Source organism: Pacificibacter marinus (assembly GCF_900109555.1).
GTDB lineage: Bacteria > Pseudomonadota > Alphaproteobacteria > Rhodobacterales > Rhodobacteraceae > Celeribacter > Celeribacter marinus_C.
In genome coordinates this window covers 139,226-152,754 of record NZ_FNZV01000006.1, presented here as the reverse complement: position 1 = coordinate 152,754, position 13,529 = coordinate 139,226, and the positions used below count along the sequence as shown (strand labels likewise).

Below are 13,529 nucleotides of genomic sequence, written 5' to 3'. Positions count from 1 at the left end.
GTCGCTGCTGATGTCTGTGCGGGCAGGACCATTTTGGTTCCGTTTCGGCGCGCTCAAAGGTTTCTAGTGAGATCAGCGCCCCGTGGTGACCTTTGCGGCGAGTGATGCCCCAATCTAAGAGAGGGCTTTGTGAAAACCGCATGCTTCGTTTTTCATAGAAAAGTGCATAATATTATTGAATATTTATGCATTAACATTTTGATAATAAAAATTATTTACTTCATCCATATCTTCCTGGGTGCACGATATTACTTAACTCCCCTTCAGGTTGGATAAGGCCTTGAAAGGATAAGTTTTTTGAGATTCGAAGTCCTGTTTTTCAACAATATGGTAATGCAATACGGACTGGGCCTCATCCTGTTGGGACGTTGTATTCGTTTAGGGCTTGCGATTGTTCATCAATCGTTGCGATCCGAACATATACGACGCACGCGCAACGTTATGGAGTAGAGGCAGCCAACCGCAAGTTCATGCTTTTCGTAGATGGAATCGATGTGAGCTATCCATTGGAGCGTATTGAGAACGATGAGTGGAATGTTGATCTGATTGCCATTCTCGTCATAAAGGTGCGTTAGATCGCTTGTCTGCTGAACAGCTTGCATCTTTGTCACGCGGCGGGCGTTGGCTATATTTTGCGATCGATGCGGTGACCCGTTGCGTGCTCGGTATGCGACTGGCTGTTACGCCCAACTCTGATGAAGCGCCCGATCTTGGTGCTTCGGCTTGTTCATGCAGGAGCAAAATGAGTTCGGGTTAACAATTCAAATGCTGTTGTTCGCTCTGGAAGACGCAATGTTAAGAGGGACCAATAATTTTAATTTGGCCCATTTTTCGGAAGCATTTCGGTGAAAGTTCGGATGTGTACCCGCTTTGAATGTGTTTCTGGCAACTGACTACCTCAGTATCTATGCTCGTAAAATGTTGTGATCCCAAGCGTCCGATTTTGCGGGTGAGGTCGAAAAGAACTGGTCCATTATAGATCGTGCTGCGGAAGAGACCCATGAGCGTGCTACGATAGAATTTGAGCTATACATTGCAGGCCGTCTTGATGGTGTTGCCTGAACCCATTTTTTGATCTGGCATGATGGGTTCAAATGGGATCGCGTCGTCCCAACACCGCACTTGATTCGCCCCACAGTGCGGCATCTCCTGCGGTCCCCGCGCTTAAAGGGTTCGGGTCCCCAATTTGCATTTCGTCTAACGGCAAGTTCAGGGCGTGAACACCTCCCGCTCAAGGTTTGCGGCCTCAGTTTCCGTGAGCTCGAGTTGTTCTCGGGATATACCTTTGATTTTCTTAGGTGTCGCACCGGCGATAGGCTGATTTTCTGGCGTCGCAGCCAACAACGAACAGGGGTAGTTGATCGTATACTTGTTCATCGCGACCATCAACTGAGTCGCTTCGATCTGACGTAGTGGTTTCATCTTCTTGAGAATCCGAAAACCAGTCAATGCGACCTGCTTGTCTTTGAGTAAGTCTGCCGCCTCGCCGCAACTGCCATCTAAGAGGCGGCGCTTTTCCTGCATTGTTTTAATGTTGACGTTCAACGCACTGGCAAGACGTTCTTCTGGAACACCAAGCGTTAAAGCATGCAGTATCATCTTATGTTCCTGTATCGTCGCCAAGCGGCTGATACGCTTGTTGTAGGTTATGTGGACCTGTCAAGGTTTCGTGCCGCCCCAAGCGCTCGCCTCCGCCGCAGCAGATGACGGCTCCCAGCCGAGTGTAGCCATAGGTCTGGGGTTCATATCACAGGCGAGGAGCCGGAAGCGGTCCTGCCCCCTAAGGCTAAATGATCGCAAGCTAAGCTTTTATTTTCAAAACACTTTAGTAATTGTGGGTCGTCATTCATCTTCAGATATGGCAAATAATGACGTTACCGCGCGTAATATATTTTCCATTCCCCTTGCTTTCGCCGGATCATCGAAACAGGACATTTTGAAATGAATATCGAACAGCCAAAATTGGGTAAGCGAGGAACATTGTTTTTATTGGTCATTCTTGGTGCTTTTCCCCCGCTGACTATGGATCTCTACCTTCCTGCGTTGCCACAAATGGCTGAAATTTTTGCGACCAGCCATGGCATGATCAATCTAACACTTGGCGCCTATATGGTCGCTTTTGCTGTTGGCATGCTGTTTTGGGGGCCGTTGAGCGAAAGGATGGGTCGCAAGCCAATACTCTTTGCAGCTCTCGCAATTTATATCGTGTCCAGTCTCTTATGTGCTTTGGCTAATAGTGTTGAACATCTAATCGCTTTTCGCATCGTGCAAGGTTTCGCGGGGGGTGGAATTACCGTGGTTGGCACCTCTATCGTCAAGGATATGTTTGACGGACGTGAGCGCGAGAGGATGATGGCGACCGTTATGTCTCTGGTCATTATCGCGCCAATGGTCGGGCCAGTTCTTGGGGCGTTCTTGCTAAAAGTGGCATCTTGGCATGCAATGTTTATCGTGCTTGCTGTGTTTGCCTGTTTTGCAGGATGGCTCGTCGCGCTTTATCATGAAACTGTCGTGGATAAATCTACAGCCCCTATCCTAAAATCATGGAGCCGCTTGGGCGTGGTGTTGAAGAACCCACATTTCGCCTACCTGCTCATGCTGTTCTCTTTGGTGCCTATGTGTTTGATGGCCTTCCTTGGCATCGCCGCCTATGTTTATATCGACGACTTTGGTATGTCCGAGCAGACCTTCAGTTTCATTTTCGCTTTCAATGCCGTTTGCGCCACGTTGGGGCCGTTTCTTTATCTGCGGTTGTCTCGTATCATCCAAGTGCAGTCAGTCATTCTGGGATGCTTCGCTATGATCGTCATTGGCGGTATCGCGATGCTGTTCTTTGGAGGGTATTCCCTTTGGGTCTTTGCTGCTGTAGCTGCCACGACAACCGTTTGTGTTATCATTGTGCGTGTGCCGGGCGTGAACTTGATGTTAGATCAGCAAACAAAAGATACTGGATCGGCTGCGGCACTGATCCAGTTCAGCGGGACCCTTTTGGGGGCTGGCGCCGTGCAGATCGTTTCTGCTAACTCTCACAATCTTATCCGCAACTATGGCATACTGCTGATTGTTATAGGCACTGCCTGCGCAACGTTGTGGTTGATCGCCAAGCATCGTCCTTTTGTCGCCCAGAAATTACCACAGCGAACTTGATCCAAAAACTGCGTGTAAATGTCGGTTTTGGTGTGCCTGTGGTCTTTTCATTGCATGGCATTCCAGACTCTGCAAAGCGCGCGTTCTGCGTGAAGCGGTCAAATACGCTAAGTGCGGTGAGCGGCTTCAAGGCGTTTACAAATCTTGCGGCTGTTCAGCTCATCTGTGTGCCACAGTTTTATATCCGCTTTTTACATCATAAGTTTGTGGGGGCTTCGAAAGTTGTTGAGTAATCGATCATTAACTCATACTGATAATTTGAGACCTTTGGAAAAGATATCTTATGAGCCGGCCTGCAAAATTTGACCGAGACGAGGCGTTGCAAGCAGCAATGCTCATTTTTTGGGAAAAAGGCTATCACGCGACCTCCCTCAAAGACTTGGAATGCGCGCTCAAAATGAAGCCGGGGAGCATTTATAGCGCTTTTTGTAACAAAGAAAATCTCTACCTTCTCGCACTGGGTTTGTACGTTCAGCGGTCCATAAACCGGTTTCGCGCACATATGGAACAGGCAAATTCACCTCTGACAGGACTGGCTGAATACATACGTGGGTTTGCGCGCCTTGCCCCTGAAGATGTCGCGTGTCAGGTTTGTATGCTGACGAAAACACTGGTGGATGCGACGTCAACTGAACCAAAAATTGCTGATCAAGCTAAAATTCACCTCGGTCATATCCGTCAGGCTTTTGCGGATGCGTTTGAACGTGCAAAGGCTGAAGGCGAACTGCCGGACCATGCCGACTGCACACATTTGGCACGGCGGTTCCAAGGTACAATAGCGGCCCTGCGTTTTGAACTGCATTTAGGAATAGAGCAAACCGATATCGCTGCTCTTGCCGAAGAATTAGCAGGGGATGTCGAAACTTTGCGGCTTAACGCACCAGATCACCCTCACCTCATAACTGCCACATCGTTTGGCGTCACACCCACTTGAAAGGAATACATGCAATGGCTGATTACACTCCCCCGAAGGTCTGGACATGGGATGCCGAAAGCGGCGGCGATTGGGCTAAGACCAATCGGCCCGTTGCGGGCGCTACTTTTGACGCGGAACTGCCCGTCGGGAAACATCCGCTTCAGCTTTACTCGATGGGCACACCTAATGGTCAAAAAGTCACCATCATGCTGGAAGAGCTTCTGGCCCTTGGCAAAACGGGTGCCGAATATGACGCACATCTGATCAAGATTGGCGATGGAGATCAGTTTTCATCCGGTTTTGTGGCCGTGAACCCGAATTCTAAAATTCCGGCTCTGATGGACCATGATACGGGCACGCGCGTTTTTGAGAGCGGTTCAATTTTGCTGTATCTCGCAGAAAAGTTCGGGGCCTTTTTGCCTACAGATACTGCGCAACGCACTGAAATTATGAACTGGGTGTTCTGGCTTCAGGGCTCTGCACCATATCTGGGCGGCGGCTTTGGTCACTTTTATGCCTATGCACCCGAAAAGTTCGAATACCCCATCAACCGCTTCACAATGGAAACGAAGCGCCAAATGGATGTGTTGAACCGAGAATTGGCCGAAAATCGGTTTTTGGGCGGAGACGAATACACGATTGCGGACATGCTCACGTGGCCTTGGTATGGCAATCTTGTTCTGGGTGAGGCCTATGATGCGGGTGAGTTCCTTGATGTGGATAGCTACGTCAACCTGCGCCGTTGGGCAGATGACATTCTTGCCCGTCCAGCCGTTCAACGTGGCCGCATTGTGAACCGTACACGCGGGCCTCTCAACGAGCAACTTCACGAACGTCATGATGCGTCAGATTTTGACACGAAAACTCAAGACAAGATCGCACAAACGGCAGAGTGACCTGTCTTTCCTTAAGACCAATAGGACTATGAAATGTTGAAATTTTACTACCATCCAACACCAAACCCGTTGAAGATCGCGCTCTTTTTAGCCGAAACTGATCTGCCGTATGAATTGGTGCCTGTTGATACCGCCGCAGGCAAACAACACACACCAGAATTTCGTGCGATCAACCCCAATGGCAAAGTGCCAGCGATTGATGACGATGGCACCGTTGTTTTCGACAGCACGGCAATCCTACTGTACCTTGCCGATAAAACTGGCAAGTTGGGTGGCGCAGCTGAAGATCGCGGCGCTATGCTGTCTTGGTTGTTGTTTATTGCATCTGGGCTTGGACCATTTTCCGGTCAAAACGTTCACTTCCATTATGCGGCTCCAGAAGATCTTCCATATGCTAAGAACCGGTTTATGCGCGAAACAGAACGCCATTATCAGGTCTTGAACGACCATCTGAAAGGCCGCGAATTCATCGTGGGTGACAGCTATTCCATCGCCGATATTTCTGCATGGGGTTGGGCAATACGGGGTGCGCGTGTGTTAGGCGGCGAAGGCCTTGCGCAATTCCCCGAAGTTGCACGTTGGTTCGATGCTATCAATGCGCGCCCAGCTGTAGAAAAAGCACAGTTGATTGGACAGGGCGAAACCTTCAAGGCTGTCGGGGATGAGGCATCGCTGCGCGCACTCTTTCCAAGCAACTACGTCAACGTATAATATCTGGTCCGCCCCGGGGTGATAGCTTCGGGGCGCCAAAAGGCATGTGATCCAAGCGAAGATGCCGTCCGCGTCATGCTGGGGTTACACCAGCGCGGGCACTGCCAGTTCCGAAATCAACGCCTATAAAATATGGAGCACTCACTTATAAAACCACGTTTGTTGGTAAAATACGATATCTCTGATTACGACAGTTCTTGGGGCTGCCTTTGACACTTTTCGCGCTTTTATAGTGGGCGCGGCGGGGTATATGTTTTGGTTATTGTCCGGCCAAGGCGTGCAGGTCATACCATGTCACGGGGTATGTTTTGACGGGGTCTCCATAGAGCTTTTCATCTTGTGCTGGGCCACGTTCACCGCGCATCTTGTCATAAAAGTTCACAGCAGGCAGGTTGTCAGTGATCACTGTGAGCGACACAGATGTGCCGCCTTGAGCTATCAAGCGCCTTGCTGCCTCTTGCATCAAGACTTTGCCAATGCCAGATCGCTTTTGATCGGGCGATACATGCAGATTGTCTATGTAGGCAGGCGTCCGAGAGCACATCACATAGATGAACCCATTCACCGTGCCATGGGTTTCATGTACCAGTAAAATATCGTCTTTGGGCACATCCATACCCACCCATTTGGCGCGCAAATCATCGACGACGGGTTGGCCTAAATAGTCGTCTGATAGCAAGCCTTGGTAGGCCGCGCGCCAACTTTGGACTTGCAGCGCGGCAATGGCGTCCATGTCTGATGTTTGCGCGTTTCTGATCATGTGTTCTCTCGCAAAGTTTCGATCATCAAGGAAACGTTATCGGGGTTTGCATCTGGAGTGATGCCGTGACCAAGATTGAAAATATGTGGGCCTTTGGCAAAGGTATCGCGCACATGACGCACGCCGTCGATCAGCTCTTGGCCACCTGTCACCATATGGGATGATTTCAGATTGCCCTGAACACAGCCATCGACCTGCACATGCTTGGCGCCCCATTCAGGCGTAATGGAATTGTCCAGCGCAACACAGTCCACGCCAGTCTTTTTGGCAAAGCCGATATAGCCGTCACCTGCTTCGCGTGGGAACCCGATGATTGGAATGCCGGGATGGCGTTTTTTCAGTTCTTGCGTGATGATGCGAGCAGGGGCAACAGCGTACTTTTCGAATGCGTCACCTTTCAGTGAACCGGCCCAGCTGTCAAAGATTTTGACAACCTCAGCACCCGCTTGGATTTGCATGTCTAAATACTCGATGGTGCTGACCGTCAGCAAATCAATGACTTTCTCAAACAACTCATTGTTGCCCATCCGCAAAGCATGCGCAGGGCCTTGGTCGGGTGTGCCGCGCCCTGCGATCATATAGGTTGCAACGGTCCACGGCGCGCCAGCAAAGCCGATGAGTGTGCTTTCTTTTGGTAGCTCGCGCGACAGGATTTTCACGGTTTCATACACAGGGCCAAGCACGGTGTGGATGTCGTCTTTGCTCTTCATAGGCGCGAAATCGTCTTCCTTTGTGATTGTGGACAGGCGTGGGCCTTCTCCTGTGACAAACCAAAGATCTGCGCCCAAGGCTTGTGGCAAAAGCAAAATGTCAGCAAACAAAATAGCGGCATCAAAGCCAAAGCGACGGATCGGTTGCAATGTGACTTCAGCGGCCAAGTCAGGATTGTAACACAGCTTTAAAAAGTCGCCGGCTTGGGCACGTGTGGCCCGATATTCCGGGAGGTAACGCCCAGCCTGACGCATCATCCAAATAGGAGGCACAGCCTGAGTTTCGCCGCGCAGTGCCTTGAGGATTGTTTTGTCTGCCATGATCCGCCCTTCCAAAATTGCTTGGACGTTGGTCACGCGCCTGCGGTGTTTTGTCAAGCATTCCATGGCTTGTCAGGCGCTCGTGTCGCAGGTACTTCATGGCTATGACACATACACTTCCAACCCCCGCCCGTACGTTGAAAATCGGCACCCGTGGTTCACCGCTGGCGCTGGCTCAAGCTTATGAAACCCGTGCGCGCTTGATGGCGGCGTTTGATTTGCCGATTGAGGCGTTCGAGGTGATGGTGATTTCCACCCAAGGGGATCGTGTGCAAGACCGTGCCCTCAAAGAGATCGGTGGCAAAGGATTGTTCACGCGCGAAATCGAAGAACAGCTTGTTGCGGGAGACATCGATATTGCCGTGCATTCGATGAAAGATATGCCTGTTGATCAACCCGAAGGGTTGATTTTAGATTGCTACTTGCCGCGCGAAAACCCCTGTGATGCGTTTATCCAACTGAGCGGCGGCACGCTGCAAGACCTGCCCGTTGGTTCTGTTGTCGGCACCTCGTCACTGCGCCGCAAAGCACAGCTTTTGCACCGCCGCCCCGATTTGAATGTTGTTGAATTTCGCGGCAATGTGCAGACCCGTTTGAAAAAATTGAAAGACGGTGTGGCTGCCGCGACGTTTTTGGCCATGGCCGGATTGAACCGACTTGATGCGGCGGATGTGCCGCGCACGGAAATTTCGCCAGATGATATGTTGCCTGCGGTGGCGCAAGGTGCGATCGGGATCGAGCGACGTTTGGATGATGCCAATACCGCTACGCTTTTGAAAGCGATTCATCATGAAGCAACGGGACACCGTTTGGCGGCAGAGCGGGCGTTCTTGGCGGCGCTTGATGGATCGTGTGAAACCCCCATCGCAGGGCTTGCCACGCTTGAAGGTGATACACTTACACTGCGCGGTGAAGTGTTGCGCACGGATGGATCAGAAGCTTTGTCTGATGTTATCAGTGGTCCGATTGCCCAAGGGGCCGCGCTTGGCGAAACTCTTGCGCAGCGCCTTTTGGCTCGGGCTGGGGATAATTTTTTCGACTGGAGATAACACAGCCTTGAACAACGTTTCTTGGCTTAAACAGCGCTAGAGTGCTGTTCTTGTGTCATTGCATAAACATCGAAATGCCGTGCGATCATGCGGGTCAATGGTCGTGCGTGCTCTTTGATTTCTATCGCGTCCTGTGACGTTTTCAGCATCTTTGGAAATGCGGTGGCGACATTTGTTGCGAAAGCATCGAATTGGGTTTTCTGCACACCGAACCGCGTGTTCAGGTCACTGAAGCTCACGCTAAAATCACACATCAGGGCTTCGATAATACGGCCGCGCAGGCGGTCTTCGTCTGTGAACTGGTGCCCTTTGGTGATGGGCAATTCCCCTGCGCGCACCCGTTTTTGGTAATCAGATGTTGAGGGGGCATTTTGCGCATAGCCGTGTTCGTATTTGGCGATTGAAGACGCACCAACGCCGATCATTGTTTGGCATTTGTCATCTGTATAACCCTGAAAATTGCGACGCAGTTTTCCAGAACGCGCAGCAAGCTCTAGTCCGTCGCCTTTGCTCGCGAAATGGTCGATCCCGATCTCAGAATAACCATCCCACACGAACAAATCGCGGGCGACATTGAACAACTCAAGACGTTCTTCTGGGGTTGGCAAGGCATCGGTGGGGATCATCGATTGACGTCGGGCGACCCATGGCACATGGGCGTAGCCGAACAGAGCAACACGGTCTGGTGCAAGCGACAAAAGTTTTTGGACGCTGTCCCCAATCCGTTCAGAGGTTTGTCCCGGTAGCCCGTACAAAATGTCGGCATTGAGTGATTTGATTCCACGATTTCGCAGGCCATCCACAGCTGCTTTTGTGATCTCATAGGATTGTATTCGACCAATGGTCTCTTGGATTTTAGGGTCAAAATCCTGCACCCCAATGGATGCCCGTGTCATACCGGCAAGTGCAAGAGCGTCAAGGCGGGCATCGTCGATCTCATTGGGATCGATTTCGACTGAAAATTCATAGTCTGTTGAAAAGGGCGCAACTGCAGTGATGGCGCGTGTTAGGTCTTTCATCATGGCCGGATCAAGCAAGGTGGGCGTGCCGCCCCCCCAATGTAGGTGGCCAATTTTGATTCCGTTTGGCAGATGTTTCTTGATCAACTCGAGTTCTAGCTTGAGCGTTTCAAGGTAGGCCGCAACAGGGCTGAGGGTGCTTGTGCCTTGGGTGCGGCACGCGCAAAACCAACACAACCGCCTACAAAACGGCACATGAACGTACAAAGAAACGGGCGTACTGGGGTCCAGTTCGCTCATCCAAGTGCCCGTTTGTGTCGCACCTAGGTTGGTTGAAAAATGCGGCGCGGTTGGATAGCTCGTGTAGCGTGGTACACGAGCGTCAAAAAGGCCCAGATTGCGGAGTTGTGTGTGGGTGGTCATGCGGGTAGGGTTTACCCAAAGATAGTTTCTGCGCTTTGACCCAGATCAAGAAAGCAGCCATAGCAGGATCGTTATGACATTTGACCTTAAAGATTGTGGAACATGCCCTATTCGCCACCGTGCCGTTTGCGCGCGTTGCGAAAGCGATGAGTTGGAGATTCTGGAATCGATCAAGTTTTATCGATCCTTTGAGGCTGGCCAGCCGGTGATTTGGTCTGGGGACAGTATGGATTTTGTGGCCTCTGTTGTGACGGGTGTCGCATCTTTGAGCCAAGCGATGGAGGACGGACGGACACAAATGGTGGGGCTTTTGTTGCCCTCTGATTTTTTGGGACGTCCGGGGCGTGAATTTGCGCCGTATGATGTTGTGGCTGTGAGCAATCTGACGCTGTGCTGCTTTCGCCGCAAGCCGTTTGAAAAAATGATGCTCAATACCCCGCATATTGCCCAACGTTTGCTTGAAATGACGTTAGACGAATTGGATGCTGCCCGCGAATGGATGCTTATTCTGGGGCGTAAGACAGCACGTGAAAAAATTGCGTCTTTGTTGACCATTTTGGCGCGCCGAGAGGCATCATTGGCGCTTCAGACAGCCCAAAGCGGCACGTCTTTTGAATTGCCTTTGACCCGCGAAGCTATGGCCGATTATCTTGGGCTCACGCTTGAAACTGTATCGCGACAAGTCTCTGCGCTCAAACGTGAAGGCATCGTGCAGCTTGAGGGCAAGCGTAAGATCATTATCCCTGATTTTGATCTTTTGGTGGCAGAAACAGGTGATGATGCAGACGGCGGGGTGATGGTTTAATTCGGCCTTAACGCGCTGTAACCCAGACAGAGATGATCTACAGCGCGTCAAATTGGTGTACCTCAACTTGAGATGCGTTTACTTGAGTTAATGCGACATAAAGACAGGCACTTCAGCCATTTCTAACATGTCGCGGGTTGCGCCGCCCAAGATTGATTCGCGAAAACGCGAGTGGCCGTAGGCGCCCATGACCAGCATGTCAGCGGCTTGATCGCTTACATGGCGGCTTAGCACATCAGTGACACGCGGCATGGTTTTTGCGAGCACCGATACTTCGGGCTGCACGCCATGGCGGGCTAACATCTGGCACAAAGCGCCACCGGGATCTGAGCGGTCTGGTCCGTGTGTTGGTGGATCAATGATGGCAATGTTCACATTGTCTGCAACGCTCAAGACAGGCAGGGCAGCGCGAATGGCCCCCAGTGCCTCTGAGCTGTCATTCCATGCGACAACAACGCGCTGAATGCGATCTGGTAGAACCGCGTCATCTGGCATGACAAGCACTGGAACGCGGCATGAAAACAGTGCAGCTTCTAGGATTTCTTCGTGTTCACGATCACGGTTGGGACCATAGGGACGGGGCAAAATGACCAGATCGGAATAGCGCAGAATATTTGAGAGTTGCACTGTCAGGCCCACCATTTGCGCGGTTATCGGTAGGGTCGCCCATTGGATGTCTTCGGCGGCCAAATGCGCGTTGACAATTGCTTCTAAATCTTCGCTTTCTTTTTGCGCAATCTGTAAATTATCTTGCAAAATCATAGCATTGGTTCCTGCATAGTAAAAACCAAGCTGGGTGCGATCAAGCCCAAGACAGATAACATCAAGATGGGCCTCTTCACGGCGCGCCAAAGCGATCGCTGCGTTGAGTGTATGCATATCGGCTTTTGCGTCGCACATAATCGTTGTGATGGTCTTGAAGGGCATGGGGTGCCTCCGTGTTTTGAGTTCTACATGCCCATATTGTGCGCTGATATTGCGCCGGGAGCTTTGATTGAGATCAATGCCACATTTTACTCAGAAAGCTTTGTTGCCATGCACACGAGAGATATTTGCGATAAAATTATACTCTGTTTGTCTTTTTTTTGCATTTTTGGAGTACCTTGACTCAGATCAAGGTTTGCTTTGCTCATGTCAGTCAAACCCAATTCATCACGGCCCGCATTCTTATGCGCGGGTCCACTATGCCTTCAACGAAGGGCATTTGATCGAAGGGACGCAAAATGTGGAACTATATTAAGCTGGCAGTGCTGGGGGTCGTCGTGGTCCTTGCCGGTCTTGCCGCCAACTACGGACGCGATTTGGGTTACCAAATTCACGCTCTGATCTTTATGGCCGCAGCGGCTGTGACATTTATTTACACTCTACGGGATACGGGCGAAGTGCACGTCAAGCCGACGGGTTATCTTGATGGCCCCGTCCGTTTTGGCGTAATCGCAACGGCTGGCTGGGGTGTCGTCGGATTTCTTGTGGGAACGTTCATCGCGTTCCAGCTTGCGTTTCCGCAACTCAACTTTGAATTTTTGCACGGTTATGGAAACTTTGGTCGCTTGCGCCCTTTGCACACCTCAGCGGTGATTTTTGCCTTTGGCGGCAACGCTTTGATCGCGTCCTCATTTTATGTGGTGCAGCGGACATCAGCCGCGCGGCTTTGGGGCGGAAATTTAGCATGGTTCGTGTTTTGGGGTTACAACCTGTTCATCGTTTTGGCGGCGACAGGATATTTGCTCGGCGTCACCCAATCCAAAGAATACGCTGAACCAGAATGGTATGTGGATATCTGGCTGACCATCGTTTGGGTTTCTTATTTGGCTGTGTTCCTTGGGACAATCTTGATCCGTAAAGAAAAGCACATTTACGTGGCGAACTGGTTCTATCTGTCGTTCATCGTGACCATCGCGATGCTGCACATCGTCAACAATCTGTCCATTCCTGTGTCGATCTTTGGGTCCAAATCTGTTCAATTGTTTTCTGGCGTTCAAGACGCGATGACGCAGTGGTGGTATGGTCACAATGCGGTTGGCTTTTTCTTGACGGCTGGGTTCTTGGGGATGATGTACTACTTCGTGCCCAAACAAGCTGAGCGTCCTGTGTTTTCGTATAAATTGTCCATCATTCACTTTTGGGCGTTGATCTTTTTGTACATTTGGGCTGGCCCGCACCATTTGCATTACACCGCTTTGCCTGATTGGGCATCGACACTTGGGATGGTATTTTCCATCGTCTTGTGGATGCCCTCTTGGGGCGGGATGATCAATGGTTTGATGACGCTGTCTGGCGCATGGGACAAGCTGCGTACTGATCCTGTCATTCGCATGATGGTGATCTCTATCGGCTTTTACGGCATGTCCACATTCGAGGGTCCGATGATGTCGATCCGTGCGGTGAATTCACTGTCACATTATACTGACTGGACCATCGGCCATGTGCACTCTGGCGCTTTGGGTTGGAACGGCATGATCACATTCGGTGTTCTATATTTCCTCGTGCCAAAGCTTTGGAACAAACAGCGTTTGTATTCTTTGTCTCTCGTGTCTTGGCACTTTTGGTTGGCCACAATTGGCATCGTTTTGTACGCGGCGTCTATGTGGGTCACAGGGATTATGGAAGGTCTGATGTGGCGCGAAGTTGACAGCCAAGGGTTCTTGGTCAACGCATTCGCCGACACTGTGGCAGCCAAACACCCGATGTATGTGGTGCGGGCTATGGGTGGGGTTCTGTTCCTGCTTGGGTCTCTCATCATGGTCTATAACCTCTGGATGACCGTGCGCCGCGCACCTGCAATTGCAGATGCCGCAGCCATGGTTCCGGCAGAATAGGGGGCGCTCAGAT

At 51.0% G+C, this 13,529-nt stretch carries 12 protein-coding genes; 7 read left to right on the top strand and 5 right to left on the bottom strand.

What is annotated here, in order from left to right; translation table 11 throughout:
* Positions 1-1,209: 1,209 nt before the first annotated feature.
* Positions 1,210-1,623: a plasmid partitioning protein RepB C-terminal domain-containing protein gene (locus BM025_RS09615; protein WP_280139345.1), complete on the bottom strand. Its 414-nt coding sequence runs from the start codon at positions 1,621-1,623 to the stop codon at positions 1,210-1,212.
* 318 nt (positions 1,624-1,941) lie between these two features.
* Here BM025_RS09615 and BM025_RS09610 point away from each other — a divergent pair, with 318 nt between their 5' ends.
* The 4 genes from BM025_RS09610 to BM025_RS09590 all read left to right on the top strand — a co-directional run bounded on the left by BM025_RS09610 (position 1,942) and on the right by BM025_RS09590 (position 5,670).
* A complete protein-coding gene (locus BM025_RS09610; RefSeq protein ID WP_085848279.1) occupies positions 1,942-3,147 on the top strand; it encodes a multidrug effflux MFS transporter in 1,206 nt (401 codons plus the stop codon).
* A 283-nt stretch (positions 3,148-3,430) separates the two neighbouring features.
* Positions 3,431-4,081: a TetR/AcrR family transcriptional regulator gene (locus tag BM025_RS09600; RefSeq protein WP_085848281.1), complete on the top strand. Its 651-nt coding sequence runs from the start codon at positions 3,431-3,433 to the stop codon at positions 4,079-4,081.
* Positions 4,082-4,095: 14 nt separating this feature from the next.
* Positions 4,096-4,959 (top strand): glutathione-dependent disulfide-bond oxidoreductase, encoded by an 864-nt coding sequence (gene yghU / locus BM025_RS09595; protein ID WP_085848282.1) that lies wholly within the window; start codon positions 4,096-4,098, stop codon positions 4,957-4,959.
* A gap of 33 nt (positions 4,960-4,992) precedes the next feature.
* Positions 4,993-5,670 carry a glutathione S-transferase family protein gene (locus BM025_RS09590; RefSeq protein ID WP_085848283.1) on the top strand — a complete coding sequence of 226 codons (678 nt, stop codon included), beginning with the start codon at positions 4,993-4,995 and terminating at the stop codon, positions 5,668-5,670.
* A 259-nt stretch (positions 5,671-5,929) separates the two neighbouring features.
* Here BM025_RS09590 and BM025_RS09585 read toward each other — a convergent pair whose 3' ends face one another.
* Together BM025_RS09585 and hemE are read right to left on the bottom strand one after the other, a co-directional pair.
* Positions 5,930-6,430 (bottom strand): GNAT family N-acetyltransferase, encoded by a 501-nt coding sequence (locus BM025_RS09585; RefSeq protein WP_085848284.1) that lies wholly within the window; start codon positions 6,428-6,430, stop codon positions 5,930-5,932.
* Positions 6,427-7,461: a uroporphyrinogen decarboxylase gene (hemE, locus tag BM025_RS09580; RefSeq protein WP_085848436.1), complete on the bottom strand. Its 1,035-nt coding sequence runs from the start codon at positions 7,459-7,461 to the stop codon at positions 6,427-6,429. The genes BM025_RS09585 and hemE overlap by 4 nt, the downstream gene beginning before the upstream one ends.
* A 104-nt stretch (positions 7,462-7,565) precedes the next feature.
* On the opposite strand from hemE, the gene hemC reads away from it, so the two are divergent.
* Positions 7,566-8,510, top strand: a complete 945-nt coding sequence (gene hemC / locus BM025_RS09575; protein ID WP_085848285.1) for a hydroxymethylbilane synthase — start codon at positions 7,566-7,568, stop codon at positions 8,508-8,510.
* 26 nt (positions 8,511-8,536) lie between these two features.
* Here the strand turns inward: hemC and hemN are convergent, their stop codons facing one another.
* Positions 8,537-9,892: an oxygen-independent coproporphyrinogen III oxidase gene (gene hemN, locus BM025_RS09570; RefSeq protein WP_085848286.1), complete on the bottom strand. Its 1,356-nt coding sequence runs from the start codon at positions 9,890-9,892 to the stop codon at positions 8,537-8,539.
* Between the two features lie 73 nt (positions 9,893-9,965).
* Between hemN and fnrL the strand changes: the two genes are divergently transcribed.
* Entirely contained in the window at positions 9,966-10,697 is a 732-nt protein-coding gene (fnrL, locus tag BM025_RS09565; protein WP_085848287.1) for a transcriptional regulator FnrL, read from the top strand.
* An 87-nt stretch (positions 10,698-10,784) separates the two neighbouring features.
* On the opposite strand, the gene BM025_RS09560 is transcribed toward fnrL, so the two are convergent.
* Positions 10,785-11,624, bottom strand: coding sequence for a universal stress protein (locus tag BM025_RS09560; protein ID WP_085848288.1), 840 nt, complete (start codon positions 11,622-11,624; stop codon positions 10,785-10,787).
* Between the two features lie 296 nt (positions 11,625-11,920).
* Between BM025_RS09560 and ccoN the strand changes: the two genes are divergently transcribed.
* Positions 11,921-13,516, top strand: coding sequence for a cytochrome-c oxidase, cbb3-type subunit I (gene ccoN / locus BM025_RS09550; RefSeq protein ID WP_085848290.1), 1,596 nt, complete (start codon positions 11,921-11,923; stop codon positions 13,514-13,516).
* Positions 13,517-13,529: the final 13 nt, after the last annotated feature.

Excerpts from the sequence above, each read along its gene's own strand:
- BM025_RS09600 (WP_085848281.1), top strand. The coding sequence starts at position 3,431 with ATGAGCCGGCCTGCAAAATTTGACCGAGACGAGGCGTTGCAAGCAGCA.
- BM025_RS09585 (WP_085848284.1), bottom strand. The coding sequence starts at position 6,430 with ATGATCAGAAACGCGCAAACATCAGACATGGACGCCATTGCCGCGCTG.
- yghU (WP_085848282.1), top strand. The coding sequence starts at position 4,096 with ATGGCTGATTACACTCCCCCGAAGGTCTGGACATGGGATGCCGAAAGC.
- BM025_RS09560 (WP_085848288.1), bottom strand. The coding sequence starts at position 11,624 with ATGCCCTTCAAGACCATCACAACGATTATGTGCGACGCAAAAGCCGAT.
- ccoN (WP_085848290.1), top strand. The coding sequence starts at position 11,921 with ATGTGGAACTATATTAAGCTGGCAGTGCTGGGGGTCGTCGTGGTCCTT.
- BM025_RS09590 (WP_085848283.1), top strand. The coding sequence starts at position 4,993 with ATGTTGAAATTTTACTACCATCCAACACCAAACCCGTTGAAGATCGCG.
- hemN (WP_085848286.1), bottom strand. The coding sequence starts at position 9,892 with ATGACCACCCACACACAACTCCGCAATCTGGGCCTTTTTGACGCTCGT.
- BM025_RS09610 (WP_085848279.1), top strand. The coding sequence starts at position 1,942 with ATGAATATCGAACAGCCAAAATTGGGTAAGCGAGGAACATTGTTTTTA.
- hemE (WP_085848436.1), bottom strand. The coding sequence starts at position 7,461 with ATGGCAGACAAAACAATCCTCAAGGCACTGCGCGGCGAAACTCAGGCT.
- hemC (WP_085848285.1), top strand. The coding sequence starts at position 7,566 with ATGACACATACACTTCCAACCCCCGCCCGTACGTTGAAAATCGGCACC.
- fnrL (WP_085848287.1), top strand. The coding sequence starts at position 9,966 with ATGACATTTGACCTTAAAGATTGTGGAACATGCCCTATTCGCCACCGT.